The organism is Halomonas stenophila, from assembly GCF_014192275.1.
Lineage (GTDB): Bacteria > Pseudomonadota > Gammaproteobacteria > Pseudomonadales > Halomonadaceae > Halomonas > Halomonas stenophila.
This window is the reverse complement of sequence record NZ_JACHXR010000013.1, coordinates 31,751-58,215: the sequence shown is the minus strand read 5'-3', so window position 1 is coordinate 58,215 and position 26,465 is coordinate 31,751. Positions and strand designations below refer to the sequence as shown.

Sequence of the window (26,465 nt, the reverse complement as noted above, 5' to 3'; positions counted from 1 at the left end):
AGGGGCGTGTGCCTCCTGCGACGGGCGGCGACCGGTCCCTAGGATGCGCGGCGGGTGCGGCATGGCCGGTCAGAGGATCTCCCGGGTCGCCTCCATCACCCGGCCATCGACCGTGCGTTGCACCCTGTCCTCGATCTCGCTGCACAGCGACTCGACCTCCGGCACCGTCTGCCCGACCGCCACGAAGGTCCATTCGCTGGTCTCCAGGCTGTCACGGTCGGCGCTTTCGCAGACCGCCACCGTCGGGTTGCGGCCGTATCGCTGGTGCATGCCGCGCATGCGCTGGCGCTTCTCCTTGAGGGAGGCGCAGCCGGGAAGGGAGATTCGCAGGGTCAGAATGCCGATGTTCATGGCCACTCCTGGTTGCGGGGGAGCAGGGAGTCGCCGGGTTCGAGGCCGCTGTCGGCAGGCTTCCCGCGGGAGCCGCGATCGATGGCCCCGGGCGTCCCGCGACGCTCAGTCCCGCTTCGTGCCGATGCCGATATTGACCCGGCTGGTGAGCACCGCGGAGGCCTCGTTCCCGGCGCGATCCCGGACCCTGGCGTCCAGCTCCTCGAGGATCCGGGCCTGCTGTTGCTGCGAGAGGTCGGCGACCAGCTGGCCGGGGATGGGGTTGCTGGACATCAGCCAGTCCCACAGCGCCTGGCCCGACCGGAAGCGCAGCGACTCGGTGAGCCGTTCCACCCGGACGTCTCTCAGGCCGGTGGTGATGAGCCGGTGACGCAGCTTGTTGGGTCTGCCGATCTGGAACGGCAGCGGCGGCGGCTCCCGGGAGAGGTCGGGGAACTCGGGCACCGCGGCCTGGATGGCGTCCATCATGAAGCGCATGAACTCGACCTCCTCGGGCAGGCCGAGGGCGATCACCAGCACCGTGCCGCCCGGCCGGGTGACACGCACCATCTCGGCCAGGCCGGCCATGAGATCGGGGAAGAGCATGACGCCATACTGCGATCCGGTCATGTCGAAGGTGTCGTCGTCCAGCTGCAGGGCGGCGCCATCCATGACCCGGGCCTGGAGGGTGTCGATCCCCGCCTGCCGGGCCCTGGCCTCGAGCCGTTCGACCATGGCGGGGGAAAGGTCGACGGCGGTGACCCTTGCCCCCAGGCGTGCCGCCGGCAGGCTCAAGGCCCCGCTGCCGCAGGCCACGTCGAGAAACGACATGCCGCTGGCGAGGCCGGCCCGGCGCAGGGCCTCGTTGCCCAGCCACAGGTGCGTGGGGGTGACGAGCCGATCATAGCCCGCTGCGAGGCTGCTCCAGACATCGCGTATCGGGTCGAAGTCGAGAATGGGCATGACCTTCCCCCTGAGCATCGGCCGAGGTGACACCCACCTCCAGCCTGCGCTGCGGCTTGTCTCCTGTAAGTGTAGAGGGCGTCGCCATCTTTCCCTGAGGACCTGACCACCGACGTTGCAATCCCCCTCGGCCGGTGCCATACCGAACACGAACCCAGTTCGCTCCCGAGACATCAAGGTGCAGGATGTTTCCCCCACCCGGTCCGGCACGCCTCGTCTTCAGCACGGCCCTGGTCGTGGCAGTGGTCGCCTTTACCATCGCCGTCGGCCTGATCTGGGTGGACCGCAGCACTCGGCAGCAAACGACCGATGACTGGCGGGAGCGGATCCGGGGCGAGGCCACGGTGGCTGCCGAGTCACTCAACGCCGATATGCGCCAGCTCTCCGACCTGGCCGATGCGCTCGCCAGCGAGCTGGCCAGCGGCGAGCTGCCGGTCACCCGGATCGAGGCCCGACTCGAGGCACTGGTGGCGCAGCACCCCGACGTCTTCGGCGTCGGGGTGATGTTTCGCCCCTATGCCTATGCCCCTGACCGACGGCTGCACGCACCCTACATCGTCAAGCGCCATGGCGTTCACCGCCTGGTCCGGGTGGAGGACGTCTACGACTATACCGAGCCCCAACACGCCTGGTACCACCAGGGGACCGCCCGGTCGGGCTGGCTGGAGCCCTTCTTCGGCCAGGCCAGTCAGGCGATGCTCGCCCTCTACTGTACGCCCTTCCGACTCCCCGAGGCGCAGCGGGCCCGCGACGCCGCCGGGGCCGACGGCACCGTCTGCATCGACTACTCGATCGAGGATGTCTGGGACCTGGTCGGCGCCCTGGACCTGGGCGAGACCGGCTATGCCTTCGTCATCACCGATCAGGGCACCTTCGTGGCGCACCCGCGGCGGGAATACGCGCGTCAGGGACAGAACCTGCACGACATCGCCGACCAGCTGCGCGATCCGGTGCTGAGGCGTCTGGCCGAGCGGGCCACCGACCAGCGGAGCGGTGTCATCGCCCATTCCAACGAACTCACCGGGCAGGACTCCTGGATCTTCTATCGCCCCATCGCGGCGCCGAACTGGTCCCTGGCGGTGGTGGCCTTCAGCGCCGAGATCCCGCTCGACCTCGGCGAACACAAGCACCGACAGATCGTGATCGCCATCGCCATGATCACCGGCGCGACCGGCCTGATCGTCCTGCTCCTCGCCTACCGCCTGGACTCCAAGCCGGCCCTCTGGAGCGGCAGCGTGGCCATCGCCCTGCTGTTCCTGGTCGGGGTGGTGCACATCTGGACCCTGGAGTTTGCCGAGGCGGGGCGCGACCCGCCGGGGGCGGTCATGCTGGTCGACCGCGCCGGCATCGAGAGCTACCTCGATGGCTATGGCGAAGAGGCTCGCCTGCAGCGCTTCGACGCCCCCATCCAGATCGCGACGGGGATGTTCGTCCAGGCGATCCGCTTCCAGACGGCCCACGACTTCGTCGTCACCGGCTTCGTCTGGCAGCGCTATGCGGTGCCGGAACATGACGACCTGCGACGCGGGATCTTCTTCCCGGACGCCATCCCCCAGCAGGATGTTCGCGAGGAGTTGTTTCGCCTGCGCGAGGGCGACAGCGAGGTGATCGGCTGGTACTTCAAGACCACCCTGCATCAACCCTTCGAATACTCCCGTTTCCCGATCGACATCAAGACCCTGCGGCTGCGGGTCTGGCATCCCGAGATGGCGCGCAACATCGTGCTGGTGCCGGAGCTGGAGGCCTACCGGCTGATTCATCCCACGGCGCTGCCGGGGATGGAGCCCGACTTTCGCCTGCCGGGCTGGCAGGTGCAGCGCAGCTTCTTCGCCTATCGCTTCCATGACTACCGCAGCGACCTCGGGGTGCGCGGGAACGCCAGGGAAGGCGATTTCCCGGAGCTGACCTACAACGTCACCCTGCTGCGCAACATCACCGACGCCTTCATCTCCAACCAGATCCCGCTGTTCGTCGCCGCGGTCATGCTGTTCGCCATGCTGATGATCGACACCCGGGAGACGGCCCGTGCCTCCCTGTACGGCTTCACCACCTCCACGGTGCTGGCGACCTCGGCGGCCATCTTCTTCATCATCCTGCTCGCGCATATCGATGTCCGCCGCCGCTATGCCGCCGAGGAGATCATGTACCTGGAGTATTTCTACTTCATCACCTACTTCACCATCGTCGCCGTCTCCATCAATGCGTTCATGCTCATGGCGCTCAGCGATAACCGCTTCTTCCACTACCGCGACAACCTCATCCCCAAACTGCTGTTCTGGCCGCTGTTGCACGGCGCCTTCCTCGTGGTGACGGTGTATGTCTTCCTGTGAGGCGAACGGTCGCGACTTGCCAGGCCATGTCAGCGGCTGTCACGGCGTCCCTTCCCGCCGAAGGGGCGCGGGCGCACCCAGAACCAACTGAGGACGACGAGGCCGCCGAACAGCGTGTAGACGACGATGAAGACCCAGGCGGGCGCCTGATAGAACAGCAGCCGGTGCAGCCAGTAGGCAACGAAGGAACCCGTATACAGGGCGTCTCCCGCCCTTTCCCGCAGCGCCATCTCCCACACGGTGAGCGGGCAGAGGGTGCCCAGCCATGTCTGCAGCACCACGAAACCGATCGCTCCCAGGTGCGCGAGGCGGAACCAGGGATTGCGGACCCAGTGCCAGGCGAGGGGCTTGCCGATCAGCGTCAGCGCGAGTCCCAGGATCACGAACACCACGAAGGCCGCGTGGACCACCAGGATGGCATCCGCCGCCAGGGAGTAGAGCAGGCGAGGATCCATAAGGCCTCCTCGAGGAAAGGTGATGCGACCGCCATCTCCGGCCGGCAGAGCTATGTCAGGATTGGACATCGAAGGCCGGAGGACGCTCACCCTCTCGGCGACCCGCGATATCGGAAGCGGTCTACATCGGCTAACCCAAAGCCCGCTCAAAGTCCTCCAGCAGATCATCCCGATCTTCGATTCCCACGGAGAGACGAATGGTGCCGTCGGAGATGCCCATCGACGCCCGCCGTTCCGGCCCCATTTCGAAGAAGATGGTGTGAGCCACCGGAATGGCCAGGGTGCGGTTGTCGCCGAGGTGGCTGGAGAGCACCACGCCTTGCAGCTTGTTCAACACGTCGAAGCAGGCGTCGTTGTCGACCAGGTCGATGCTCATCAAGGCCCCGAAACCGTTGAACAGTTCCTGTGCGCGCTGATGTTGCGGATGGGCAGCAAGGCCCGGGTAGTAAACCTGCTTGATCGCCTTGTGCCGGGAAAAATACTCTGCCAGCGCCTGTGCATTGCTGCACGCCTTGTCCATGCGCAGGGCCAGGGTTTCCGAGCCGATAGCGATGCGGTGGGCCGAGTCCGGTGCCAGGGTCGCGCCCATATCACGCAACCCCTTCTTGCGAATCTGTTGCAGGCCCCATTTCTGTGGATCGCCTGTCCGGTACGCGGGGTTGATATTGGGGTAGCGGCTCCAGTCGTACTCGCCAAGATCCGTGACCGCGCCGCCCAGGACTTCACCGTGGCCGGCGATGCACTTGCTCAACGAGTTGATGCTCAAGCCGGCGCCAACCGCCTTCGGCAAGAACAGTGCCGGTGAGGTCATGGTGTTATCGACCACGTAGACCAAGTCCTGCCGGCGGCAGAAATCGCCGATCGCTTTCAGGTCCGCCACCTGGGTGCAGGGGTTGGCGATGGTTTCGACGAAGACCATGCGTGTATTGGGTTGCACTGCCGCTTCCACATTGGCGACATCGGTGGCGTCGACGAAGGTGACCTCGATGCCGAATTGAGTCAGCGTCTGAAACAGACTATTGGTGTTACCAAACAGGAACTGGCTCGAGACCAGATGATCCCCGGCTTTTAGCAGCGTCAAGCAGGTGGCGGTAATCGCCGCCATGCCGGTGGCAAAACAGAGGGTATCGACTCCCGTTTCCAACGCGCTGATCTTGGCTTGCAGCGCAGTGGTGGTCGGGTTGTTCTGCCGACCGTAGGAATAGCCGGGCTGCTTGTTCTGGAACACCGCGGCGAGCTCTTCCGTGGTGTCGTAACCGTAGAGAACGACGTGATGCACCGGCTTGTGCACGGAGCCGTGTTCGATCGGCGATTCGCGATCGCCGTGGACAATCTTTGTGGTAAAACCCTTGTTTTTCATCGTGATGACTGCCTGATTCATGAACGTCAAAAGCAACCGCAGGTTTCCCCGGTCGTGATACTGCTCGACCAGGTCTCGAATCTCATGTCGGGGTTGGTTTCGGCCAGTATGCCGACCTTGGTCCAGAACTCGGCCTGAGCATTGATCGAGCGGACCATGGTCGAGCTGGCTTTGCGGATCTCATCGTGTAACGCGTCACTGATCTTGACGATACCCATGATAGTCTCGATATGCGGAATGTATGTATACCGTATATTTGGTATGTGAGGCATTCGAGGTCGTGGACCCAGCGAGTGGCCTGTCCACGATCGGCGGTGTCGTAACCGAGGAGCTTTCGGTGGAGCGCCCGAGTCGGCTCGCGCGATGTCGGAGGCGCTGGAGCATGAACGGGTGACGAACGTCTGCCTGTCGGTGGTCTACTCAGGCCACTCGGCCGGTTGTGCTTGTGCCCGGGCCTGCTAGAACTAGGAGACACGCCCCGCGATGCCGGTGGGTGAACCTGCCGGCACGCGGCCCCGTAGTTCCCGACTGTGCCCCGAGCACGCCATGGGAGGCCGCCATGAGCACTCCTTCCGCATCTCAACCGACCAGCGAATACGTCGAGTTCTGGAACGACACCCTGGCCGAGAAGTTCAATCGTTTCCAGGACATCCTGATGAATGGCCTGAGCTACCACAGCCGCGTGCCGCTCGAGGATCTCGAGGTGGCGTATGGCGCGCGTATCCTCGATGTGGGTTGCGGCTGGGGCGACACCGCCATCCAGCTCGCCCGCATGACCGGTCCCGAGGGCGAGGTGCTGGGCATCGACTGCGTCGACGCCTTCCTGGAGGACGCCCGGCGTCGCGCCGAGGAGGCCGGCGTGACCAACGTGCGCTTCGAGGTCGCCGACGTGGAGCGCTACCCCTTCGCGGCGGAGTACGACCTGTGCTTCTCGCGCTTCGGCATGATGTTCTTCGAGCACCCGGTACCCGCCATGCGCAACATCTTCAAGGCCCTGAAGCCCGGCGGGGAGCTGATGTTCATCGTCTGGCGCGATATCGAAGACAATCCCTGGCTGGGCCTGCCCAAGCAGGTGGTGCTGGACTTCCTGCCGCCTCCCGGCGAGGAGGCCCGCACCTGCGGCCCCGGGCCCTTCTCGATGGCCAACCCCGAGGTGGTGCGCCAGCAGCTGGAAAGTGCCGGTTTCGTGGACATCGGCTTCGACCGCAACGACGGCCCGGTGGAGGTGGGCGATTCGGTGGAGAACGCCATGCGCTTCCAGCTCGCCCTGGGCCCGGCGGGGGAGGTGTTCCGCGAGGCCGGCGAGGAGGCCGAGCGACAGCGTCCCGAGATCGAGGCGGCCCTGCGCCAGGCCCTGGCGCCCTTCGAGAAGGGCGGCAAGATCGTCATGGGCTCGAGTTCCTGGATCATCGTCGCCCGCAAGCCCGACGCTGAGGAGGCGTGACGCGGCCCGCGGGGCGGGGCAGCGTCGTGTGGCAGTTGAATCAGCGCCCGCGCATCACCCGCACCACATCGGCCAGCGTCGCCAGGGCGATCTCGGCCGGCGTCTTGCTGCCCAGGTCCAGGCCGATCGGCATGCGGATGCGCCCCAGCGCCTCGTCGTCCAGGCCGCCGCTGCGCCGCAGCCGCTCGGCGCGGTTCGCCGAGGTGCGCTTCGAGCCCATGACGCCGATGTAGAAGGCCGAGCCCCGGACGGCCTCGATCATGGTGAGGTCGTCCAGGCGAGGGTCATGGGTCAGGGCCACCACCGCGGTCATCGCGTGGGCGGGGTGGCGCCGGAGGTACTCGCTGGGCAGCTCGCGCCGGCAGCGGGCCTCGCCGGGGGCGAAGTCGTCCCAGGCCTCGGCACGGGGATCGCAGACCACCACCTCGAAGCCCAGCGCCTGGGCGAACTGGGCGCAGTACTGGCTGACCGGCGAGATCCCCGCGATCACCAGCCGTGCCACGGGGCCGACCCGGATCCGCACCGCTCCCGCCTGGCGTTCGACCCGGGGGCCCGGGGCATCGGCGAGTTTCCAGCGGCACTGGCCGCCGTCGAGCGGCACCCGGCGCTCCATCAGGTCGGCGTCCCTCAGGGCCTCGGCGTACGCCTCCAGCTCGCGGGATGCCCGGGCGTCGGCGGGCCAGCGTTCCACCAGCACCTCGAGACGCCCGCCACAGGGCAGGCTCACCCCGCTGGCGTCGATCGCCCCCGCGCCCTCCCCATAGGCGATGACCTCGGCCGGGGCCTGGAAGGCCCCGGCGGCCAGGCGCGTCAGGAAGTCCTCCTCCACGCAGCCGCCCGACAGGGAGCCGACATGCCGGCCATCGGCCCGGGCGACCAGCAGGGCGCCCGGCTCGCGGGGCGCGGAACCGAAGGTCGACAGCACCGTGCACCACCAGAGCGCGTGTCCCTCGGCATGCCAGCGACGGGCGGCCTCGACGACTTCCAGATCCAGGGCCTGCATGGTCAGGCCTCGAGCTGGTCGGCGATCGGCAGGCGGCGGATGCGCTGGCCGGTGGCGGCGTGGATGGCGTTGGTCACCGCCGCGGCCAGCGGGGGCACGCCGGGCTCGCCGACGCCGGTCGGCGCCGCCTCGGAGGCCACGATATGCACCTCGATCTCCGGCATCTCGTCGAGGCGCAGGACCTGGAAGTCGTTGAAGTTGGACTGTACCACCCGGCCCCCGTCGAGGGTGATCTCGCTGTGCAGGGCGGCTGCCAGGGCGAAGCCGATGCCGCCCTCCATCTGGGCGCGGATCATGTCCGGGTTGACGGCCAGCCCGCAGTCCACGGCGCAGACCACGCGATTCACCCTGAGGGCGTTATCGGCATCGACCGATACCTCCGCCACCTGGGCCACATAGCTGCTGAAGGACTTGTGGACGGCGATGCCGCGGCCGCGGCGCACGCCCTCTGTGCCCGGTTCGAGCGGCGATGTCCAGCCGGCCTGCTCGGCGGCCAGGTCGAGCACGCCGCGCCAGCGGGGCTGATCCGCCAGCAGCTCGCGGCGGTAGCGGTAGGGGTCCTGGCCCGCTGCCACCGCGGCCTCGTCGATCAGGCTCTCGGTGGAGAAGGCGGTGTGGGTATGGCCCACGGAGCGCCACCACTGCACCGGCACGCCGATATCGCGCGGGGTGTGCAGCTCGACGTGGAGAGCCGGCACCGCATAGGGCAGGTTGGAGGCGCCCTCCACGGAGGTGGGGTCGATGCCGTCCTCGACCATCATCGACTCCATCGGGGTGCCGGCCATGATCGACTGGCCGACCAGGCGCTGGTGCCAGGCCGTGAGCTTGCCGTCGTCATCCAGGCCGAGGCGGGCGCGATGGACATTGAGCGGGCGATAGTGGCCGCCGCGGGTGTCGTCCTCGCGGGTCCAGACCATCTTGATCGGCACGTCCCGTCCCTGGGCGCGGGCGGCCTTGGCGATCGCCGCTGCCTCCAGCACGTAGTCGCTGACCGGGTTGGCGCGCCGGCCGAAGCTGCCCCCGGCGTAGAGCTGGTGGATGGTGATCTTCTCCGGGGCCAGGCCGAGCAGCTTGCCGACCAGCTGCTGATCCATGGTCTGCCACTGCTCGCCGTTGTGGATGGTGCAGTGGTCGTGCTGCAGGTCCACCACGCAGTTGAGCGGCTCCATGGCGGCATGGGCCAGGTAGGGCACCACGTAGTCGGCCTCGATGACCTGGGCCGCGGTCTCCAGCGCCTTGGCGGCGTCGCCACGCCGGGTGACCGGCTCGCCGGGGGTGCCGGCGCGCTCGCGATAGGCGGCCTCGATCTCGTCACTGCTCAGGGTGAAGGCCTGGGCGTCGTCCCACTCGAGCGACAGGGCATCGCGCCCCTGGATGGCGGCCCAGGTGTTGCTCGCCAGCACCGCGACCAGGTCGCCGTCGCGGGTCGGGGAGGAGAAGCGAACGCTGGCCACCACGCCGGGTACCTTCAGCGCCTCGGCGTCGTCGACGCTGGCCAGCCGGCTGCCGAAGCGCGGCGGATGGGCCGGCACGGCGATCAGCATGCCGTCCAGCTGCACGTCCTGGGTGAAGCGGGCGCTGCCGTCGGTCTTGGCGGGGCCGTCCTGGCGGGGCAGGTGCTGTTTGCCGATCAGCGTGAACTGCCCGGGGGATTTCAGCGTGACCTCGTCGGGCACCGGCAAGCCGGCGGCGGCCTCGGCCAGCTCGGCGAAACCGAGCTCGCGCCCGGAGGCCTCGTGGATGACCTTGCCCTCGCGCACGCTCAGGCTCGCGGGCGATACCTCGAGCCGCTCGGCGGCGGCCGTCACCAGCATGGCGCGCGCCGTGGCGCCGGCCCGGCGCATCTGCTCGAAGGCGTTGGCGATGGAGGTGCTGCCCCCGGTGCCCTGGATGCCGAACATCAGGTTCTGGTAGCGCTGGGGGTCGGCCGGGGCGCCCTCGACGCGCACCGACGCCCAGTCGGCGTCCAGTTCCTCGGCGACCAGGGTCGCCAGCCCGGTGTAGGTGCCTTGTCCCATCTCCAGGTGCTTGGCGATCACCACCACCTCGCCGTCCGGCGTCACGCGCAGGAAGGCGTTGGGGGCGAACTCGCCGTTCTCGTCGGCCGCCAGGGCCCGGCCGCCGCGACCCAGCAGGGGGGCCATGTAGAGGCCCAGGGCGAGCCCCGCGGTGCCCTTCATGAAGCCGCGCCGGCTGACATGCACCAGTCGAGGCTGCGCCGCGGGGGCCTTGTCATTGTCGCGATTCGCCAATACGTGCATCAGGTCTCCTCCTGGCCAAGCGATTCCGCCGCCGCGTGGATGGCGGCACGTATCCGTACATAGGTGGCGCAGCGGCAGAGGTTGCCGCGCATGGCGCCGTCGATGGCGGCGTCGTCCGGCGCCGGGTTGTCGCGCAGCAGCGCGGTGGCCGCCATGATCTGGCCCGACTGGCAGTAGCCGCACTGGACCACCTCCAGCTCGCGCCAGGCCTGCTGCACGCTGGCGCCGGTGGCGTCCTCGGCGATGGCCTCGATGGTGGTGATCTCGCGCTGCCCCACCGCGGAGAGGGGCGTGATGCAGCTGCGGGTCGGCTGGCCGTCCAGGTGCACCGTGCAGGCGCCGCACAGGCCGCGACCGCAGCCGTACTTGGTGCCGGTGTAGCCGACGAGATCGCGGATCGCCCACAGCAGGGGCATGTCATCCGGGGCATCCACCTCGTGGGGCTGCCCGTTGATGGTCAGGGTGGTCACGGTCGTTCTCCTTGTCTTTCCCGGCGATCACTTCGGGAGTGTAGTCGCCGTCTTCGGGGGGCGGTCCAGGCCGTCGGCCTTCAGGGAGAGCACGGCGGCAGGGCGGCCAGGTCTGCGGCCACGTCGATATCGACGTGGATGCCGGGGTCGCTCACCTCCAGTTCGTGGCAGTGAGCGCGGTGGCGGGCGAGGATGCCGCGGGCGCCCCCGTCGCCTGCCAGGGCGGTCAGTTCGCCCCAGAACGCGCGGCCGAACAGCACCGGGTGGCCCGGCCGGCCGGCGTGGCGGGGGCGGACGATGCGCGCCCGCGCGGCGCGGTCCCGCAGTTCTTCCAGCGTCCCGGGCGCGAGGGCCGGCATATCGCCGAGCAGCACCGCCGCGGCCACGGTATCCACCAGGGCGGGGTCGCCTGCCAGGCCGGCGAAGGCGTCGGCGAGGCTCGCGCCGAGCCCCTCGCGGGCATGGGGCGCCCGGATGATGGGCGTGTCGGCTGCCAGCCCCAGGGCGACGGGGTCGTCCTCGTCGCGGAGCACCACGCGCAGCCGGGGAAAGGCCGCCGCCGCGTTGGCCACCGCGGTGGCCAGCAGGGGCTGGCCATCCGGCAGCCGGGCCCGGCGCTTGTCCTCGCTGCCGAAGCGCCGGGACGCCCCGGCGGCCAGGATCACCGCCACCACGTCCCGGGGGTCGCCCCGGCCGGGCGTGCTCATGGCCGGACCAGCATCTTGCCGCGGTTGGCGCCCTCGAAGAGCTTGAGGAAGGCGTCGGGCGTGCGCTCGAGGCCTTCCTCCACGGTTTCCTCGTAGTCGAGTCGGCCACTCTCGACCTGCGGGCCGACCTCCTCGAGGAATTCCGGGTAGTGGCTCCAGTGGTCGAAGACGATGAAGCCCTCCATGCGGGCGCGGCGGATCAGGATCATCGCCAGGTTGCCGGGGCCGGCGCTGGGGGTGGCCTCGTTGTAGCGGGCGATCATGCCGCACACGGCGATGCGTGCGCCGACGCGCAAGGTGTTCAGGGCCGCCTCCAGGCAGATCCCGCCGACGTTCTCGTAGTAGACGTCGAAGCCCTCGGGGCAGGCCTCCTGCAGCGCCTCGGTGAGCTCGGCGGCATCCTTGCCCTTGTAGCCGACCGCCTTGACGCCCCGGGACTCGAGCCAGTCCAGCTTGTCCCGGGAGCCGGCGATGCCGACCACGGTGCCGCCTTTGGCCTTGGCCAGCTGCACGGCCAGCGAGCCCACCGCGCCGGCGGCGCCGCTGACCAGCACGTTGTCGCCATCCTGCATCTCGGCGATGCGGTTCAGGCCGGTCCAGGCGGTCATGCCCGGCATACCCAGCACGCCCAGGTAGGCCTGCTCGGGCACCTTGAAGTCGGGCAGTGGTTCGAGCTCGGCGCCGGGCAACTGGGCGACATCGCGCCAGCCGGCCATATGACGCACCCGGGTGCCTACCGGAAAGGCCGCATCGCGGGACTCGATCACCTCGCCGATGGCGGCGCCCTCCAGCGGCGCGTTCAGCGCGAAGGGCTCGATGTAGGTGGTCACCCCGCTCATGCGGCCACGCATGTAGGGGTCCACCGAGAGCCAGGTATTGCGCACCCGCGCCTCGCCGTCGGCCAGTGCCGGCAGCTCGCGCTCGTGGAGCTCGAACAAGGCGCGTTCCGGGGTGCCCCGGGGATGGTCGTTGATGGTGAAGTAGCGTGACTGCATGGAGTGTTTCCCTCCTGGAGTTGGCCGGCGGTAGCTCAGCCTAGGTCATCGTCGTCGCCGCCCGCCAATCGGGGCGGGGCTGGTCGGCGGCGTGGGCCGCATAGGCACGGGTCTGGCTCATGGTGTGGTGCTCCTCTTCGTGTGAGGCATGCGGATCGGGGACGCTGACAGTATGGGATGGCAGGCGGCCGCCTGGGACCGACGTTCCTCCGGGGTTTTTGCCCATTCCTGCGAAAGTCAGGGACCGATCGCCCGACGGGTGGAGAAAATCGTCATAATCGTCCCATCCCGAGTCATGGAGCCCAGGATGCAAGTCACACAAGCCCTCTCATGTCCGCTGGTCGAGCTGATGGCTCCCCTGGTCGCGCGCGATGGCTTCACGCCGACGTCGTTGCCGGCGGTGTCGCTGGTCGCGTCGCATCGGCCCTGCGCGCGCACGCCGTTGATATACGAGCCGAGCCTGATCATCGTCGCCCAGGGCTACAAGATCGGTTTTCTCGGCGACCGCGAGATTCATTACGGCCCCGGCCAGTATCTGGTGCAGACATTGCCGCTGCCCTTCGAGTGCGAGACCCATGCCTCGGCCGAGTCTCCGCTGTTGGGGGTGTCGATACGCCTCGAACCGGCGCTGCTCGGCGAGTTGGTGACGGCCATGGTCGAGCGCGGCGGGGACGCCGAAGAGGCCCCCGTGCCCATGGCCTCGGTGTCGATGACCGACGGCATGCAGGGAGCGGTGGAGCGGCTACTGCGGATGCTGCACGACCCCGCCGAGACCGCCGCCATGGGGGGGCTTCGGGTGCGAGACGTGGTGTTCGAGGCGCTGAAGGGCCAGCAGGGGCCGGCGCTGCGCGCCCTGGTACTGCATCAGGGGCACTACTCGCGGATCGTCCAGGTGTTGTCGCGGCTGCATGCCCACTACGCGGAGGAGGTCTCGGTGGAGGCCCTGGCCCGCCAGGCCAACATGAGCCCCTCGACCTTCCATCAGCACTTCAAGCAGGTCACTCAGGCCTCGCCGCTGCAGTACCTGAAGCGGCTACGGCTGATCAAGGCGCAGCAGTTGCTCGTCCAGGAGGAGTGCAACGTGAACCAGGCCGCCGAGGCGGTGGGCTATCGCAGCGTCTCGCAGTTCAGCCGCGACTATAAGCGCTGTTTCGGAGTGTCACCGCTGCAGCATCGCCAGGAGGAACGCGTGCTGCAAGCGCCGTGAGGCCGCGGAGGCCTCGGGGGGCGGGTAACGACGCTGCCCAGTCCCTGGACGCCGAAGACACGGTCTTTATCCCTCAGTCCGGCGACACCAGCGTCTCCACGGTGATCGGGAGGTCGCGCAGGCGCTTGCCGGTGGCGTGGTAGACGGCGTTGGCGATGGCCGCCGCGACCCCGGTCAGGCCGATCTCGCCGATGCCGCGGGCGCCGAACTCGTTGAAGCGGTAGTCGGGATAGTCGAGCAGCTCGACATCGAGCTCGGGCATGTCGGCATGCACCGGGATGCGGTAGTCGGAGGCGTTGGCGTTGATCAGCCGGGCGTCCCGCGGGTCGTAGTCGAGCCCCTCGAGCAGCCCCATGCCGATGCCCATCACGATCGCGCCCTCCACCTGGTTGCGTGCCGCGACGGGGTTGATGGCCCGGCCGACGTCGATGCTGCTGACCACCCGGGCCACCCGCAGCCGGGAGATGCCCGGGTCCCAGCGCACCTCGACGAAGTGGGCGCCGAAGGAGCGGAAGCTGTACGCCTGGCGTTCGTCCCCAGGCGCGGTGCTGCCCTCGCCGGTGACGCCGGAGAGGCGGTGGCGCGCGAGGATCTCGGCGAAGTTCACTCGCCGGCCCTCGGCCACCAGCGCCCCGGCTTCGACCCCCAGGGAGGCGGGGTAGAGTCCATCGAAGTCGCCCCCCGGCCCGGTGGCGACCTCCTGGAGGGCGGCCAGGGCATCGCGTGTGGCGGCGGCGACGGCCGGCAGCGTGGAGGCGGTGGTCATCGAGCCGCCGGAGAGGGGGCCGGCGGGGAGGCGGGTCTCGCCCAGCCGGACCTCGACGCGCCCGACCGGTACGCCGGTGAGTTCGGCCACCGTCTGGGCGACGATGGTGTAGGTGCCGGTGCCGATGTCCTGGGTGCCGCAGGCCGCGAACACCGAGCCATCGGCGCGCAGCGTCACCCGGGCCGCACAGGGCTGGCGCCCGGCGAACCAGGTGGCCGAGGCCATGCCCTGGCCGATGATCTCGTCGCCGTCGCCCATGCTGCCGATCCGCGGGTCCCGCGAGGCCCAGCCGAACCGCTCCGCCGCGCTTTCCAGGCAGCGGTCGAGGTGCTTGCTCGACCACGGCAGGCCGCGCTGGGGGTCCTGGTGGGCGTAGTTCTTCAGGCGCAGGGCCAGCGGGTCCATGTCGAGGGCCACGGCCAGCTCGTCGATGGCGCTCTCCAGCGCGAACACACCGGACACCTCGCCCGGGGCGCGCATCGGACAGGGGGTGCCGTGATGGACCGGCAGGATGCGCTGGTGGGTGGCGACACTGTCGCAGGCATAGGCGCTGGGCGTGGCGCCCCCGCAGGCATCGACATAGCGGTCGACGGTGGAGGTCTCGGTGAGGCTGTCGTGCTGGATCGAGGCCAGGCTGCCGTCGAACTCGGCGCCGAGGCGGATGCGCTGGCGCGAGGCGGGGCGGTGGCCGGTGGTCATCATGTCCTGCTGGCGGGGCAGCACCGTCTTGACCGGCCGGCCGAGCCACCGCGCGGCCGCGGCGGTGGCCACGGCATGCGGCCACATGAACAGCTTGTTGCCGAAGCCCGAGCCGATGTAGTGCGAGATCACCTCGACCCGCTCCGGCGGCAGGTCGAAGATGCGCGCCAGGGCGTTGCGCTGGTAGAAGACGCCCTGGGTCGATTCGTGGACGATCAGGTGCTGGTCCGCGTCGCGCCACTCGGCCAGGGTGGCGTGCGGTTCCAGCTGCAGGTGGCTCTCGGCGGCGATGGTGTAGGTCTCGTCGAGGATCACCGGGGCGATGCCGAAGGCCAGCTCGGGCTCGCCGCGCATGTAGTGGCCGACCTCCTCGCCCGTGTCGTCGCTGGCCGCCAGACCGGTCACGACCCCCGCGTCCCGATGGTAGCGCGCCTTCACGCGGAAGGCAGCGGCCCGCGCCTGCTCGAAGGTCTCCGCCACCACCAGGGCGATGTACTGGCCGTGATAATGGATACGGTCGTCCTCGAAGGGCAGGCGGACCTCGCTGACCGCGTCACCCTGGCGCAGGCTGTTGGGCGAGCGATGCAGGTCCGGGAAGTGCCCGTGGTGGAGGATGTCCACCACGCCGGGCATGGCGCGGGCGGCGTCGAGCGTCAGCGATTCGAGCGTGCCATGGGCGATGCTCGCCGGCACCGGATAGCCGTAGAGCATGTCCTCGAGGCGATGGTCGACGGTGTAGTCGGCGCGGCCGGTCAGCTTGTCTTCGCCGTCGACACGCGGCGTGCGCCGGCCGACGACGTGATGCTCGGGGATGGCGGTCATGCGTCGTCCTCCCTGGCGCGCCGGGCGGCGTCGCGCAGCGCCCGCACGATGGCCTGGCGCGCCAGCGGAATCTTGAAGGCGTTGTGGGAGAGCGGCCGGGCATCGGCCAGGGCGAGGTCCGCCGCCGCCTCGAAGGCGGCGGTGTCGGCCCGCTTGCCCGCCAGGGACGCCTCGGCCTCACGGCAGCGCCAGGGCTTGGTGGCCACGCCGCCCAGTGCCAGGCGCGCCTCGCCGATCAGCTCCTCGTCCAGCGACAGCATGGCCCCGGCGGAGGCCAGGGCGAACTCGTAGGCGGCACGATCGCGCAGCTTGACGTAGGCCGCGCCCAGTGGCACGAGCGGCGGCGCCAGGGTGACGGCGACGATCAGCTCGTTGTCGAGGTCGTGTTCGAGATACGGCGTCGTGCCCGGCAGCCGGTGGAAGTCGGCGAACTCGATCTCGCGCTCGCCGCGCGGGCCGTGCAGGGTGAGGGTGGCGCCGATGGCGGCCAGGGCCACGCACATGTCGGAGGGGTGTACCGCCACGCACTCGCTGCTGCCGCCGAGCACGGCGTGCATGCGGTTGACGCCGTGCAGGGCGTCGCAGCCGCTGCCCGGCTCGCGCTTGTTGCAGGCTGCCGCCGCGTCGCGGAAGTAGGGACAGCGGGTGCGTTGCATGAGGTTGCCGCCGGTAGTGGCCATGTTGCGCACCTGGCTCGAGGCGCCGGCCAGGATCGCCTGGGACAGCAGGGGGTGATCGGCGAGCACGTCCGGGTGGTAGGCGAGGTCGGTATTGGTCACCAGGGCGCCGATGCGCAGGCGGTCATCGGGCAGGCGTTCGACCGTGTTCAGCGGCAGGGCGTTGATGTCGATGACCCGGGACGGCCGCATGACGTCGAGCTTGACCAGGTCGAGCAGGGTGGTGCCGCCGGCCACGAAGGCGCTGGCCGGGTCGCCCTGCTGACTCTCCACCGCGCGTGCGACGCTGTCGGCCCGGGCGAAGGCGAAGGTCCTCATGCGTCGTCTCCTCCCTCCTGGCCGTGCCGGCGCAGGCGGGCATCCTGGATCGCCGCGAGGATGTTCTGGTAGGCGCCGCAACGGCAGAGGTTGCCGCTCATCGCCTCGCGTACCGTGGTGACGTCGCCGGGGACACGGCGGTCCTCGAGCAGCGCCACGGCGGACATGATCTGCCCCGGGCTGCAGTAGCCGCACTGGAAGGCATCATGGTCGAGGAAGGCTTGCTGGACCGGGTGCAGGCGGCCCCCCTCGGCCAGCCCCTCGATGGTGGTGATGGCCTGGCCCTCGCACATCACGGCCAGGCGCAGGCAGGCGTTCATTGCCCGGCCCTCGACGTGCACCGTGCAGGCCCCGCATTGGCCGTGATCGCAGCCCTTCTTGGTGCCGGTCAGGCCCAGCTGCTCACGCAGCACGTCGAGCAGGATGGCGTTGGGGGAGACCTCGGCGGTGACCGGGACACCATTCAGCGTCAGGTGGACGGACACCGCAGCCTCGGGGGAATGCTCGGTCGTTTCCATCATGCCGGCTCCTCGTCGGGTATCGGCACGTCGCGCTCCGGCCGCTCCCGGTGAGCCGGGCCGTGGCGCACGGCGATTGACTCTCAAGCTAGGTGAGCCAGCCGGAAGCGACAAGGCGACCGGGCGCCGCCACCCTAGCCGGTTGCGTCTCACCCGGTCCCGACGATACTGAAACGGTAGGTTGCGGCAGAGGGGGCAGCACATCAGCCCTGGTTCGTCGGCCTGCCTCCGGCATAGGTCGGACGATGCCGCCATCGAGCAGTACTCACCAAGGGGCAAGGCCATGAGTGACCGGAAACCGTCGTCTTCGAAGCCACCCGACGAGCTGGCACGGCGCTATGCCGAGACCCTCGAGCGATTGTCGAGCGGGTCGTCCCGGGCCTGGCAGGGCTGGCTCGAGCGCCAGGCGCGCGGGGACTTCTTCACCCTGCCCGACCCGGCGGTCGCGGCCAAGGCGCTCACCCGCCTGAGCCAGCAGTTTCTCTTCCATCCGCAGCAGGCCCTGGAGCTCCAGCAACAACTCTGGCAGGGCTATGCGGCACTCTGGCAGAACACCGCGCGGCGCCTGTCTGGCGAGGCGCCATCACCGGCCGCCGCGCCCGACCCGCGAGACCGGCGCTTCAAGGGTAAGGGCTGGGAGGAGAACCTCTTCTTCGACGCGCTCCGCCAGGCCTACCAACTGACCGCCGAGCAGTGGTTGAAGGGGGTGCATGAGGTCACCGAGGAACTGGACCACGACGAGCGGGTGAAGGTCGAGTTCTATGCCCGTCAGCTGATGGACGCCCTCGCTCCCAGCAACTATGCCCTCACCAACCCCGAGGTGATCGAGGCCACGGTGCGCACCGGCGGCGCCAACCTGCTGCAGGGCCTGGCCAACCTGATGGAGGACCTGGCCCGGGGGGAGGGCTTGTTGCGCATCAAGCAGAGCGATTCGGCCGAGCTGGAGCTGGGCAAGAACCTCGCGGTGACCCCGGGCCAGGTCATCTACCAGAATGAGCTGATGCAGCTCATCCAGTATGCACCGACCACCGAGGAGGTCGACCGCCGGCCGCTGCTGATCGTCCCGCCCTGGATCAACAAGTTCTACATCCTGGACCTGACCCCGCAGCGCTCCTTCATCCGCTGGGCCGTGGAGCAGGGGATCACCGTCTTCGTGATCTCCTGGGTCAACCCGGATGAACGCTATGCCGAGGTGGCCTTCGACGACTACCTCACCCAGGGCACCCTCAAGGCCATGGAGGTGATGGCGGAAATCACCGGCGAGGAGACGCTCAACACCATCGGCTACTGCATCGGCGGCACCCTGCTGGCCAGCACCCTGGCACATCAGGCCGCGCGAGGCGATGAGCGGGTGCACAGTGCCACCTTCTTCACCACCCTGCTCGACTTCGGCGAGGTGGGCCCGCTGGAGGTGTTCATCGACGAGGAGCAGATCCGCTACATGGAGCAGCACATGGCTCAGCGCGGCTATCTGGAGGGCACGCACCTGGCCAACGCCTTCAACCTGCTGCAATCCGCCGACCTGATCTGGGGATTCGTGATCAACAACTACCTGCTTGGCCGCGTCCCCCAGGCCTTCGACCTGCTCTACTGGAATTCCGACTCCACCCGCATGCCGCGGCGCATGCAGAGCTTCTACCTGCGCAACATGTATCTGGAGAACCGCCTCGCCGAACCCGGAGGCATTTCCCTGGCGGGGCAAGCCATCGATCTGGGCAAGGTGCGCATCCCGACGTTCTTCGTGGCGACCGAGAAGGATCACATCGCCCCCTGGCAGTCCAGTTACCGCGGCGCGCACCTGCTGGGCAAGCAAGCCCGCTTCCTGCTCGGCGGGTCCGGGCATATCGCCGGCGTCATCAACCCGGCCGGCTCCTCGAAATACGGCTACTGGAGCTATGGCCGCCTGCCGAAAGACCCCGAGCGCTGGCTGGCCTCGGCCACCCACCACCCGGGCTCCTGGTGGCCGGAATGGCGCCACTGGCTCCAGCGTCACGCCGGCGGCCAGGTGGCGGCCCGCGAGCCCGGCAGCCGCCGCTTCCCGCCTCTCGAGGAGGCGCCGGGGTCCTATGTCCGGGTGCGGGTCGACGACGCGAGTCCGTCCGGCGGGTGAGAGGCCAGTGGCGCGAGGGTGGCGAGAAGCGCTACCCGCACACCGCGCCCCCTTCTTCCGCCAAGAGCACTGCTGAGGGCAGGCCGTTGGTCAGGACCGAGGCCCATGGCGACGTCGGCGGTATCGCCCCCTCGACAGTCGCAGGGCGCCCTTGCGCAGTCTACGCCACGCACCTCCAAACAGCCTGGCAAACAGAGCGGCCCGCAATCGGGCATTGCGCTGCTCCAGGGCCCGAATTTTCGGATTCGGATTGTGGAAGGCCATCATTTCCTCCGCTGTCGCGAGCACATTGGATGCCTAGCATAATAGGGGCACCGCGCATGCTTTTCATGGTTGCCTGACAGACAGGAATCGGCCATGAGCAGATGTTCAGTGCAAGCTGATAGAAAAACAGGGGGGAATCAGCCGGTCAGGCGTCTCTGCCTTGAGACTGAACGTATAGCGTGAGCCCCTCCCGGCGCTGCACCGTCAAAAGCTCGCCATCCTCCGGCACATGATCGGGACAATACGCCTTCCATTGCTCCCCGTTGAGCGTTACCAACCCCGTCGCCATGCCATCCCGAATCTCGAAGCGGCCCCGAGCTCTGACCCGCTCTCCGATCGCGTCGTTCCTGAGCAGGTCCGGTCGCTGTTCCACATGCCGCTCATTGCTCCAGGCCGCGAACCAATCCGCCGCGTAACTGATGAGCAGGAATGCTGGCAAGAGAATCACGCCGCCCATCTGCAAGGCCGGGACTTCCGAGAGCACCAGCGCGGCGGCCACGCCGAGCACAACGACGAAGGGGACGATGTTCGGGAGGAAGCGCATTGAAATGCCACTCCGGCATGGTGATGCTGAACGATGATTAGACTGCACACTTCCTTGTTTGCTTATCGTGCCTGCACGTTCGAGTCAATGAACGAGCACAGGGTATCGACCATAACCCTATGAACATCCTGAAAATTAAGTATAGTTTTCCAGCATGATGCGGATGCAGGCGCCGCAACATGTTCCGGAAGATCAGCCTCGGGTCGGAATCGACGAAGGGCTGCCCATGGTGCCGGTTCAGGGGCGAGCCTTGCCGGAACGAAGCCTGGGCGCCTGTCCTCATGAATAGACCGGGGCAACGCCATGGCTACACTTGAGTGGACGTCACAGTCCTTGACTCCATGCCGGGGAAGCCACGATGCAGGAGTACCAGAATCCGCGTCGGGCGGTGGTTTCGTCTTCGCGTGGCCGGGGAACAGTGCCGGCCATCGCTGGCGCCGTCATCGCGCTGATGCTGGAGATCCTGTCGCCGGTGGCCGAGTCCAGGCAAGACACCGACATCGTCTGGCACGATGTCCTGGAAGTGGCCACCGGAGAGGCCCATATGGGCCCCTGGCGCATGAACGAATCGGATTTCCGCTATGTGGACGACCCTTCGGTCGCGTTGCGCGAGGACGGCATGGCAGCGGTCGCCTGGGTCGACCAGGCGCGGCAGAATGTGTTCTTGCAGCGCTACGACCGCGACGGAGAGCCGCAACTCGCTGCCCCCACCAACGTATCGCGCAGCGCCGATACGTTCTCCTGGCTCCCGCGCGTGGTCATGGCCACCAATGAACCGGACAGCGTTTACGTGCTCTGGCAGGAGATCATCTTCTCTGGTGGCACTCACGGTGGCGAGATCCTGTTCGCCCGTTCGCAAGACGGCGGCGAGACGTTCAGTGCGCCGATCAATCTCTCCAACACGCAGAATGGCGCGGGCAAGGGACGGCTGACCACCCGGCGCTGGGACAACGGTAGCCTGGATCTGGCGGAAGGGCCCGACGGAGAGCTCTGGGCGGCCTGGACGGAGTATGAAGGCAGGCTGCGAATCAGCCGTTCCCGCGATGGCGGTCACACCTTCTCGATGCCAAAGCACATCGCCGGTAGTGGCGATCTCCCCGCTCGCGCGCCGAGTATCGCCGTGGACGGTGACGGACGGGTACATCTGGCATGGACCGTCGGCGAGGATCCGGCGGCCGACATTCGCTACACGGTTTCCGACAGCCGGGGCGAGTCATTCGATCCGCCCCGTACCCTGGACGCGACCGGTGGCCATGCGGACGCGCCGACACTCGCGGTGGACGGCGACGGCATCGTGCATCTGGTGTACGCCGAAAGTCCGGATGGCCCCTGGCAACAGGCGCATATTCGCTACACGCAGGCACGCGCCGGCGAACGCTTCCGCGCACCGGAGGACATTTCCAGCGCGCATGGCGAACGGTTCGCCAGCGTCGGCTTTCTGTCTCTGGCGGTTTCGGGCGCTGACCTGTACGTGCTCTGGGAGTTGTTCCCCCGTCCGGGCCGCCGCTCCCGAGGGCTCGGCATGACGCATTCCACGGACAGTGGTGAGCACTTCGCTGCGCCGGAGATCGTGTCGCACAGCGGGGCGTCGGATCCAGGATTCAATGGCAGCCTGCAGGGGATGTTGATGCGCAAGCTGGCCGTCAACGATGCCGGGGACATTGCCGTGGTCAACAGTACCTTTCAGCCAGGCGAGACGAGTCGGGTACGGTTGATTCGCGGCCACCTCGAACGCTGACAGAATGCGACCGGCTCGAGCGCCGGAGTCATCGCTCCCCCTCGCCCTGGCCGGCTCAGGTATCGGACGCCAGGTAGTTGTCGTAGAAGGTGACCGTGGCCTCGGACACGCCACCCTGGGCCCCGAGCCCGTGTAACCGTGCCAGCGCTTCCTCCACCACCCGCGAGCCGATGCCTTGCCCCTGGCGCGCGGGGATCACCGCCACCGGCCCCAGCCCGTACCAGCCGGGGGGCCCATCGGAGAGGGGCACGGGGGAAAGGGCCACCTGGCCGACCAGGGTGCCGTCCTTCTCGGCGACCAGGGAGATCGTCAGCGCCCCGGCGCGCCGCAAGGCGCCAACGATGAACTGCTCGGTATGGCTGGCATGCGGAGCCTCCCGGAACGCCTCGGCCACCAGTGCCTCAATGCCTCAATGCCTCAATGCCTCAATGCCGGGGGCGTCCACTGCGGTCTCGGGGTGGATGATGATGGTCATGGCACCTCGGGAATCGGTTGGGGGGAAAGACCAGTGTGAGATGGCGTCGTGCGAAGCGGGACTCGGCGTGCGCGCTACCCAGCGCGAAGCGCTGGGCGGAAATTCATCACCCAGCGAAGTCCAATCCCTCGATAGGACATCAGGGACGACTGCAAGGCGATTTTCGGCCAGAAGCGGCCATTCAGAAAATGATCTTACCCAGCAATCGTGGACACCGATCTAAGAGATCATTCGGGCCTCAATGGCCTCAGTCTTGATCTTCTCAATCGTACTGGGCCGGCGTTAGGGGTTGTAGTTATAGGGCTTGAACCATGGATTGCCAGCGGCTCCCCATTGCCTTTTTCCCATGCTATCGGGCGGGGACGGGGTTTTGCTACAGCCTCAACACTGTTGATAGCCGGCTGAGGGAGCGCAGCGTAGGGGACCAAAAGCAGTAGGCTGTCAACGCCAAAGAAGGTTGTCCGAGCTTCATCCACAATGGCCCACTCGCGGGGCTGTTGGCCGTCTGTGCCGGTTCGGACCTGATGCACCAGGTCGGTAGACTGATCACCGGCGGTTTGGCCACCGCCATCTTCCTCTACCTTATTCGGGGGGCCAAGACCGTATCGAAAGGCTCGACAATGTCCTGGGTGTCTGGCCGTTACACGGCGTGTGCGGCGTCTGGGGCGGCATCGTTGCCGGCATCTTTGGCCAAACCGCGCTGGGGGCATCGCCCGGGGGCAGCCTAGCGTCACAACTGGCTCCTTGGTCGGCGTATTCGTTACCGTGATCGGCAGGGTTGTCGTCTAAGCGTCATCGCTGCGCTAAGCGAGCTTCGCCTGAGCCAGGAAGTGGGCTTCAACGCCGACGATGTCAGCATCCATCGCATCGGGATCACTTCGTCGAGTTAGGACCTCGGGCAGCACCATCCTCTCATGCAGGAGCGCCCGTAGGCGCTCCTTCCAAGCATCTATCATCGGCAATATCCTAATTCTAGTTTTGCGCTTCCTCCTCCAGGAACGCCTTCTCCTTCGGGCTGACCTGAAACACCACCGCGTGGGCCGGCTGGTCGGTCGTGTTCAGCGCCCGCATCCGGGCATCCAACGGTTCGGCCACTGCTTCTCCCGCTTTGATCGTCTTGGTCTCGCCCTCCACCTCAAGCGTCACCTCTCCTTCGACGACATACACATAGACAGGGCTGGGATGGGTGTGCCACGCAGCGGCGGTGTGCGGATCCATCGCCACCCGGACCACTCGCACAGATTGAGCGCCAGGGGGCAGCTCGATTTCTTGTGCCAACACCTCTTCCAACTCCGAAGCGGGTTTATCGATTTCCGTCAGGTCTTGAGCCACCCCCCATGATGATGCGATCACCAAGGCGGCACCAGCCGCCCACGTCAGGAGTTTCATCGTAGTCCTCCTATCCCCTCAGGGCAGTGCATGATCCAGCAATAACGCCGCAGCTGAGACGTGCGACGCCCTCAGCTACAACTATAGTCAAGCCGTCCAGGATCCCCGATGGACATGCCTGCTGCCTTTTTCGGCATGTCGGCTTTGGGTCGAAAGCCGTCCTTCCGTCGCACAGTAGACCTGCTTGTCCATGAGCTGAGTTTTCATCCTGGCGGAATCCCAAACTATCCTTGGCCCCACTATAGCGGTTGATCGGCGTCAGTGAGTGGGCGGCCTTCAACGCTGTGCAGGGCAGGGCGGATGTCAATGTATCGGCCCCCGGTAGGTGGTTCGGCGTGGAACGAGATGGGGGAGGGGGGTTGCGCGGTTCTTCGCGGATTCAGCCTTCGGCGCTGCGCCGGAAGTGGGCGTACAGGAAGGACTGGGGCTTGCCGTCCGGCGTGTGGTGCGTCTCGCGTTGGTGGCCCATGAGCTCAAAATCCGTGCCGAGCTGAGCGGCCAAGGTGTCGGCGTCGTAGCGGACCACGTCGAGGCCGCTGCAGCGGGTGGGGCCTTGCGGTCCGAAGGTGGCGATGACCAGGTGCCCGCCGGGCATCAGGCTGTTGCGCAGCTGGTTGAGATAGGCGGCCCGCTGCTCGGGGGTGATCAGGAAGTGGAAGACCGCCCGGTCGTGCCAGAGGCCGTAGCGTCGCGCCGGCAGGGCGTCCCGGGTGATGTCGGCCGCCTGCCAGGTCACCTGGTCGGCGGCGGCGCCGAGGCGGCGCTTGGCCACCTCCAGCGCCTCGGGGGAGATGTCGAGGACGGTGAGATCGCGATAGCCCCGGGCGAGCAGGTCGTCGACCAGGGTGGATTCCCCGCCGCCCACGTCGATGATGGCCGTGTCCCGCGCCGGTGCCGCCGCCTCGATCAGCCGCAGCGAGGTCGCCAGGTGGGGCTGGTACCAGCTGACCTCGTCCGGGGCCTTGTGCCGGTAGATGGCGTCCCAGTGGGTCTGGCTCGTCACCGCTATGTCCTCCCGAATCGATGGAATTGCCGAGGTCGGGGCGCGGGCCCTGGCGGCGCGCTCATGCACCGGGCGGGGCGACCTCGTGCCTGGCCAGCGGCCGGAAGGTGTCGTCGAACACCGCGTCCAGGTCGAAGGTCGAGTGTTGGCCGATGGCCTCGAAATGGTCGGCGAGCCAGCGGTCGGCCCAGGCGCGCCCGAGGTCGTGCAGTCGCGAGATGAACGACCATTCGGCGTTCATCTTGCTGGAGGCGCTGAGCTCCTCGACGTCGTGCTCGGCGTGGATCAGGTGCAGGCGCATCGCCCGATAGCGTTCGAGTTCCAGGGCCTCGGCCTCGATCAGCCACTGCAGCAGCTGGATGCTGCGCAGCTCCTTGATCAGGCTCGAGTTGAAGGTGATCTCGTTGATGCGGTTGATGATCTCCCGGCCGCTGTCGGGTAGCTTGCGGCGCACCAGGGGGTTGACCTGGACGACCACCAGGTCGCTGCAGCCGCGGTCGTCGACCAGCGGGTAGAGCGCCGGGTTGCCGCTGTAACCGCCGTCCCAGTAGGCCTCGCCATCGATCTCCACGGCGGGATAGAGATTGGGCAGGCAGGCCGAGGCCATGACGGTGTCGACGGTCAGTTCGGGCTGGCGGAAGATCGTCGCCCGACCGGTGCGCACGTTGGTGGCGGTGACGAACACCTTGACCCTGTCGCAGGCGTTGACGCAGTCGAAGTCGATGCGCTTCTCGAGGAGGTCGCGCAGCGGGTTGATGCCCAGGGGGTTGAGCTGGGCCGGGGTGACCAGCCGGGTGAGGCCCTCGAAGAACAGGTAGCCCGGGGAGTGATCCAGGCTGTCGTCGCCCATCAGTCGGTCCCAGAAGGTGCGCTGCAGCGGCGAGAAGCGGGCCATCTCGCTCACCGAGCGCCAGAAGGCGAGCAATGCCTCCCGCGCGCCGTCGCGGCCGCCCTTGTAGAGGCCATCGGCCAGGGTCACGGCGTTCATGGCGCCGGCGCTGGTGCCGCTGATGGCGTCGATCTCCAGTCGGTCGTCTTCCAGCAGGCTATCCAGTACGCCCCAAGTCAGGGCCCCGTGTGAGCCGCCGCCCTGTAGTGCCAGGTCGATGCGCTTCCTTTCCGTCATGCCTGTCCCTCTTGCCCAGTGAGTTCCCGTGCCAGCCGCTCTGTTGCGGTGCAGTGTAGACGGCCCGGTCGCGGCTTGCCGGAGCGGGGCATGAAGCGTCAGTCGACTTCGCCATAGCGGCTGGCCAGCACCACCGTATAGCCATCGGGGTCGTGCAGCCAGCATTCGCGGTGGTTGGCCCGGGCATTGACGTGGGGCTCCTCGATGATCCAGGCCTCCATCTCGCGGGCCCGGTCCACGGTGCCAGGGAAGTCCTCGACCTCGAACCACAGCAGCACCCCATGCCCCGGACGCACGAAGGAGGGCTCGAGGTTGGGGTGGCCATGGGCCTCCCAGAGGTGCAGCTGCAGGAAGAAGGTCTCGTCACCCGGCATCATCAACTGCTCGTAGTCGTCGCCGCCATGAATGCCCACGCAACCGAACAGTCGCTGATACCACCGGCGGCTGCGCTCGATGTCCTCCACGGCGATCAAGGGCTGGACATGCATCTT

The 26,465-nt window shown here is 67.8% G+C and carries 25 protein-coding genes; 6 read left to right on the top strand and 19 right to left on the bottom strand.

Going from position 1 to position 26,465, the window contains the following annotated elements; translation table 11 throughout:
• Positions 1-69: 69 nt before the first annotated feature.
• Both FHR97_RS17055 and FHR97_RS17050 read right to left on the bottom strand, forming a co-directional pair.
• A complete protein-coding gene (locus FHR97_RS17055) occupies positions 70-351 on the bottom strand; it encodes a DUF503 domain-containing protein (RefSeq protein ID WP_183384999.1) in 282 nt (93 codons plus the stop codon).
• A 105-nt stretch (positions 352-456) separates the two neighbouring features.
• Positions 457-1,293: a class I SAM-dependent methyltransferase gene (locus FHR97_RS17050; protein ID WP_183384998.1), complete on the bottom strand. Its 837-nt coding sequence runs from the start codon at positions 1,291-1,293 to the stop codon at positions 457-459.
• 185 nt (positions 1,294-1,478) lie between these two features.
• Between FHR97_RS17050 and FHR97_RS17045 the strand changes: the two genes are divergently transcribed.
• Positions 1,479-3,623 (top strand): cache domain-containing protein, encoded by a 2,145-nt coding sequence (locus FHR97_RS17045; protein ID WP_183384997.1) that lies wholly within the window; start codon positions 1,479-1,481, stop codon positions 3,621-3,623.
• Positions 3,624-3,652: 29 nt separating this feature from the next.
• Here FHR97_RS17045 and FHR97_RS17040 read toward each other — a convergent pair whose 3' ends face one another.
• The 3 genes from FHR97_RS17040 to FHR97_RS17030 all read right to left on the bottom strand — a co-directional run bounded on the left by FHR97_RS17040 (position 3,653) and on the right by FHR97_RS17030 (position 5,656).
• Positions 3,653-4,078 carry a DUF2784 domain-containing protein gene (locus tag FHR97_RS17040; RefSeq protein WP_183384996.1) on the bottom strand — a complete coding sequence of 142 codons (426 nt, stop codon included), beginning with the start codon at positions 4,076-4,078 and terminating at the stop codon, positions 3,653-3,655.
• A gap of 130 nt (positions 4,079-4,208) precedes the next feature.
• A complete protein-coding gene (locus FHR97_RS17035; RefSeq protein WP_246404108.1) occupies positions 4,209-5,459 on the bottom strand; it encodes a cystathionine gamma-synthase family protein in 1,251 nt (416 codons plus the stop codon).
• Positions 5,460-5,464: 5 nt separating this feature from the next.
• Positions 5,465-5,656 (bottom strand): ParD-like family protein, encoded by a 192-nt coding sequence (locus FHR97_RS17030; protein ID WP_183384995.1) that lies wholly within the window; start codon positions 5,654-5,656, stop codon positions 5,465-5,467.
• A gap of 341 nt (positions 5,657-5,997) precedes the next feature.
• Between FHR97_RS17030 and FHR97_RS17025 the strand changes: the two genes are divergently transcribed.
• Positions 5,998-6,882, top strand: coding sequence for a class I SAM-dependent methyltransferase (locus FHR97_RS17025; RefSeq protein ID WP_183384994.1), 885 nt, complete (start codon positions 5,998-6,000; stop codon positions 6,880-6,882).
• Positions 6,883-6,922: 40 nt separating this feature from the next.
• On the opposite strand, the gene FHR97_RS17020 is transcribed toward FHR97_RS17025, so the two are convergent.
• The 5 genes from FHR97_RS17020 to FHR97_RS17000 all read right to left on the bottom strand — a co-directional run bounded on the left by FHR97_RS17020 (position 6,923) and on the right by FHR97_RS17000 (position 12,318).
• Positions 6,923-7,885, bottom strand: a complete 963-nt coding sequence (locus FHR97_RS17020; protein WP_183384993.1) for an XdhC family protein — start codon at positions 7,883-7,885, stop codon at positions 6,923-6,925.
• 2 nt (positions 7,886-7,887) lie between these two features.
• Positions 7,888-10,146 carry a xanthine dehydrogenase family protein molybdopterin-binding subunit gene (locus tag FHR97_RS17015; protein WP_183384992.1) on the bottom strand — a complete coding sequence of 753 codons (2,259 nt, stop codon included), beginning with the start codon at positions 10,144-10,146 and terminating at the stop codon, positions 7,888-7,890.
• Complete coding sequence (locus FHR97_RS17010; protein WP_183384991.1) at positions 10,146-10,616, bottom strand: 2Fe-2S iron-sulfur cluster-binding protein; 471 nt, start codon at positions 10,614-10,616, stop codon at positions 10,146-10,148. The genes FHR97_RS17015 and FHR97_RS17010 overlap by 1 nt, the downstream gene beginning before the upstream one ends.
• Before the next feature lie 80 nt (positions 10,617-10,696).
• On the bottom strand, positions 10,697-11,323 hold the full coding sequence (locus FHR97_RS17005) for a nucleotidyltransferase family protein (protein ID WP_183384990.1): 627 nt from the start codon (positions 11,321-11,323) through the stop codon (positions 10,697-10,699).
• Positions 11,320-12,318, bottom strand: a complete 999-nt coding sequence (locus FHR97_RS17000) for an NADP-dependent oxidoreductase (protein ID WP_183384989.1) — start codon at positions 12,316-12,318, stop codon at positions 11,320-11,322. The genes FHR97_RS17005 and FHR97_RS17000 overlap by 4 nt, the downstream gene beginning before the upstream one ends.
• A gap of 307 nt (positions 12,319-12,625) precedes the next feature.
• Here FHR97_RS17000 and FHR97_RS16995 point away from each other — a divergent pair, with 307 nt between their 5' ends.
• Complete coding sequence (locus tag FHR97_RS16995) at positions 12,626-13,525, top strand: AraC family transcriptional regulator (RefSeq protein ID WP_183384988.1); 900 nt, start codon at positions 12,626-12,628, stop codon at positions 13,523-13,525.
• Positions 13,526-13,598: 73 nt separating this feature from the next.
• Here FHR97_RS16995 and FHR97_RS16990 read toward each other — a convergent pair whose 3' ends face one another.
• The 3 genes from FHR97_RS16990 to FHR97_RS16980 are packed head-to-tail and all read right to left on the bottom strand — an operon-like array spanning position 13,599 to position 17,328.
• Positions 13,599-15,812, bottom strand: coding sequence for a xanthine dehydrogenase family protein molybdopterin-binding subunit (locus FHR97_RS16990; RefSeq protein ID WP_183384987.1), 2,214 nt, complete (start codon positions 15,810-15,812; stop codon positions 13,599-13,601).
• The gene (locus FHR97_RS16985) at positions 15,809-16,807 is read right to left on the bottom strand and encodes an FAD binding domain-containing protein (protein ID WP_183384986.1); all 999 of its coding nucleotides are present in this window, start codon (positions 16,805-16,807) and stop codon (positions 15,809-15,811) included. The genes FHR97_RS16990 and FHR97_RS16985 overlap by 4 nt, the downstream gene beginning before the upstream one ends.
• Positions 16,804-17,328, bottom strand: a complete 525-nt coding sequence (locus FHR97_RS16980; RefSeq protein ID WP_183384985.1) for a (2Fe-2S)-binding protein — start codon at positions 17,326-17,328, stop codon at positions 16,804-16,806. The genes FHR97_RS16985 and FHR97_RS16980 overlap by 4 nt, the downstream gene beginning before the upstream one ends.
• A 280-nt stretch (positions 17,329-17,608) precedes the next feature.
• Between FHR97_RS16980 and FHR97_RS16975 the strand changes: the two genes are divergently transcribed.
• Positions 17,609-19,435: a PHA/PHB synthase family protein gene (locus FHR97_RS16975; protein WP_183384984.1), complete on the top strand. Its 1,827-nt coding sequence runs from the start codon at positions 17,609-17,611 to the stop codon at positions 19,433-19,435.
• A 409-nt stretch (positions 19,436-19,844) separates the two neighbouring features.
• Here the strand turns inward: FHR97_RS16975 and FHR97_RS16970 are convergent, their stop codons facing one another.
• Complete coding sequence (locus FHR97_RS16970) at positions 19,845-20,243, bottom strand: NfeD family protein (protein ID WP_183384983.1); 399 nt, start codon at positions 20,241-20,243, stop codon at positions 19,845-19,847.
• Positions 20,244-20,601: 358 nt separating this feature from the next.
• Between FHR97_RS16970 and FHR97_RS16965 the strand changes: the two genes are divergently transcribed.
• Positions 20,602-21,981: a sialidase family protein gene (locus FHR97_RS16965; protein WP_183384982.1), complete on the top strand. Its 1,380-nt coding sequence runs from the start codon at positions 20,602-20,604 to the stop codon at positions 21,979-21,981.
• Between the two features lie 55 nt (positions 21,982-22,036).
• On the opposite strand, the gene FHR97_RS16960 is transcribed toward FHR97_RS16965, so the two are convergent.
• Complete coding sequence (locus tag FHR97_RS16960) at positions 22,037-22,375, bottom strand: GNAT family N-acetyltransferase (RefSeq protein WP_343065619.1); 339 nt, start codon at positions 22,373-22,375, stop codon at positions 22,037-22,039.
• Positions 22,376-23,105: 730 nt separating this feature from the next.
• Between FHR97_RS16960 and FHR97_RS20755 the strand changes: the two genes are divergently transcribed.
• Positions 23,106-23,225 (top strand): hypothetical protein, encoded by a 120-nt coding sequence (locus tag FHR97_RS20755; RefSeq protein WP_221187840.1) that lies wholly within the window; start codon positions 23,106-23,108, stop codon positions 23,223-23,225.
• A 203-nt stretch (positions 23,226-23,428) separates the two neighbouring features.
• On the opposite strand, the gene FHR97_RS16950 is transcribed toward FHR97_RS20755, so the two are convergent.
• The 4 genes from FHR97_RS16950 to FHR97_RS16935 form a co-directional block, all read right to left on the bottom strand.
• Positions 23,429-23,845 (bottom strand): cupin domain-containing protein, encoded by a 417-nt coding sequence (locus FHR97_RS16950; RefSeq protein WP_183384981.1) that lies wholly within the window; start codon positions 23,843-23,845, stop codon positions 23,429-23,431.
• A gap of 379 nt (positions 23,846-24,224) precedes the next feature.
• Positions 24,225-24,848, bottom strand: a complete 624-nt coding sequence (locus tag FHR97_RS16945; protein WP_183384980.1) for a methyltransferase domain-containing protein — start codon at positions 24,846-24,848, stop codon at positions 24,225-24,227.
• A 61-nt stretch (positions 24,849-24,909) separates the two neighbouring features.
• Positions 24,910-25,974 (bottom strand): patatin-like phospholipase family protein, encoded by a 1,065-nt coding sequence (locus tag FHR97_RS16940; RefSeq protein ID WP_183384979.1) that lies wholly within the window; start codon positions 25,972-25,974, stop codon positions 24,910-24,912.
• Between the two features lie 98 nt (positions 25,975-26,072).
• Positions 26,073-26,462 carry a VOC family protein gene (locus tag FHR97_RS16935; RefSeq protein WP_183384978.1) on the bottom strand — a complete coding sequence of 130 codons (390 nt, stop codon included), beginning with the start codon at positions 26,460-26,462 and terminating at the stop codon, positions 26,073-26,075.
• Positions 26,463-26,465 lie beyond the last annotated feature (3 nt).

Bases quoted from the DNA above. Each gene is read 5' to 3' on its own strand.
- FHR97_RS17055 (WP_183384999.1), bottom strand. From the start codon at position 351: ATGAACATCGGCATTCTGACCCTGCGAATCTCCCTTCCCGGCTGCGCC.
- FHR97_RS17050 (WP_183384998.1), bottom strand. From the start codon at position 1,293: ATGCCCATTCTCGACTTCGACCCGATACGCGATGTCTGGAGCAGCCTC.
- FHR97_RS17045 (WP_183384997.1), top strand. From the start codon at position 1,479: ATGTTTCCCCCACCCGGTCCGGCACGCCTCGTCTTCAGCACGGCCCTG.
- FHR97_RS17040 (WP_183384996.1), bottom strand. From the start codon at position 4,078: ATGGATCCTCGCCTGCTCTACTCCCTGGCGGCGGATGCCATCCTGGTG.
- FHR97_RS17035 (WP_246404108.1), bottom strand. From the start codon at position 5,459: ATGAATCAGGCAGTCATCACGATGAAAAACAAGGGTTTTACCACAAAG.
- FHR97_RS17030 (WP_183384995.1), bottom strand. From the start codon at position 5,656: ATGGGTATCGTCAAGATCAGTGACGCGTTACACGATGAGATCCGCAAA.
- FHR97_RS17025 (WP_183384994.1), top strand. From the start codon at position 5,998: ATGAGCACTCCTTCCGCATCTCAACCGACCAGCGAATACGTCGAGTTC.
- FHR97_RS17020 (WP_183384993.1), bottom strand. From the start codon at position 7,885: ATGCAGGCCCTGGATCTGGAAGTCGTCGAGGCCGCCCGTCGCTGGCAT.
- FHR97_RS17015 (WP_183384992.1), bottom strand. From the start codon at position 10,146: ATGCACGTATTGGCGAATCGCGACAATGACAAGGCCCCCGCGGCGCAG.
- FHR97_RS17005 (WP_183384990.1), bottom strand. From the start codon at position 11,323: ATGAGCACGCCCGGCCGGGGCGACCCCCGGGACGTGGTGGCGGTGATC.
- FHR97_RS17000 (WP_183384989.1), bottom strand. From the start codon at position 12,318: ATGCAGTCACGCTACTTCACCATCAACGACCATCCCCGGGGCACCCCG.
- FHR97_RS16995 (WP_183384988.1), top strand. From the start codon at position 12,626: ATGCAAGTCACACAAGCCCTCTCATGTCCGCTGGTCGAGCTGATGGCT.
- FHR97_RS16990 (WP_183384987.1), bottom strand. From the start codon at position 15,812: ATGACCGCCATCCCCGAGCATCACGTCGTCGGCCGGCGCACGCCGCGT.
- FHR97_RS16985 (WP_183384986.1), bottom strand. From the start codon at position 16,807: ATGAGGACCTTCGCCTTCGCCCGGGCCGACAGCGTCGCACGCGCGGTG.
- FHR97_RS16980 (WP_183384985.1), bottom strand. From the start codon at position 17,328: ATGATGGAAACGACCGAGCATTCCCCCGAGGCTGCGGTGTCCGTCCAC.
- FHR97_RS16975 (WP_183384984.1), top strand. From the start codon at position 17,609: ATGAGTGACCGGAAACCGTCGTCTTCGAAGCCACCCGACGAGCTGGCA.
- FHR97_RS16970 (WP_183384983.1), bottom strand. From the start codon at position 20,243: ATGCGCTTCCTCCCGAACATCGTCCCCTTCGTCGTTGTGCTCGGCGTG.
- FHR97_RS16965 (WP_183384982.1), top strand. From the start codon at position 20,602: ATGCAGGAGTACCAGAATCCGCGTCGGGCGGTGGTTTCGTCTTCGCGT.
- FHR97_RS16950 (WP_183384981.1), bottom strand. From the start codon at position 23,845: ATGAAACTCCTGACGTGGGCGGCTGGTGCCGCCTTGGTGATCGCATCA.
- FHR97_RS16940 (WP_183384979.1), bottom strand. From the start codon at position 25,974: ATGACGGAAAGGAAGCGCATCGACCTGGCACTACAGGGCGGCGGCTCA.
- FHR97_RS16935 (WP_183384978.1), bottom strand. From the start codon at position 26,462: ATGCATGTCCAGCCCTTGATCGCCGTGGAGGACATCGAGCGCAGCCGC.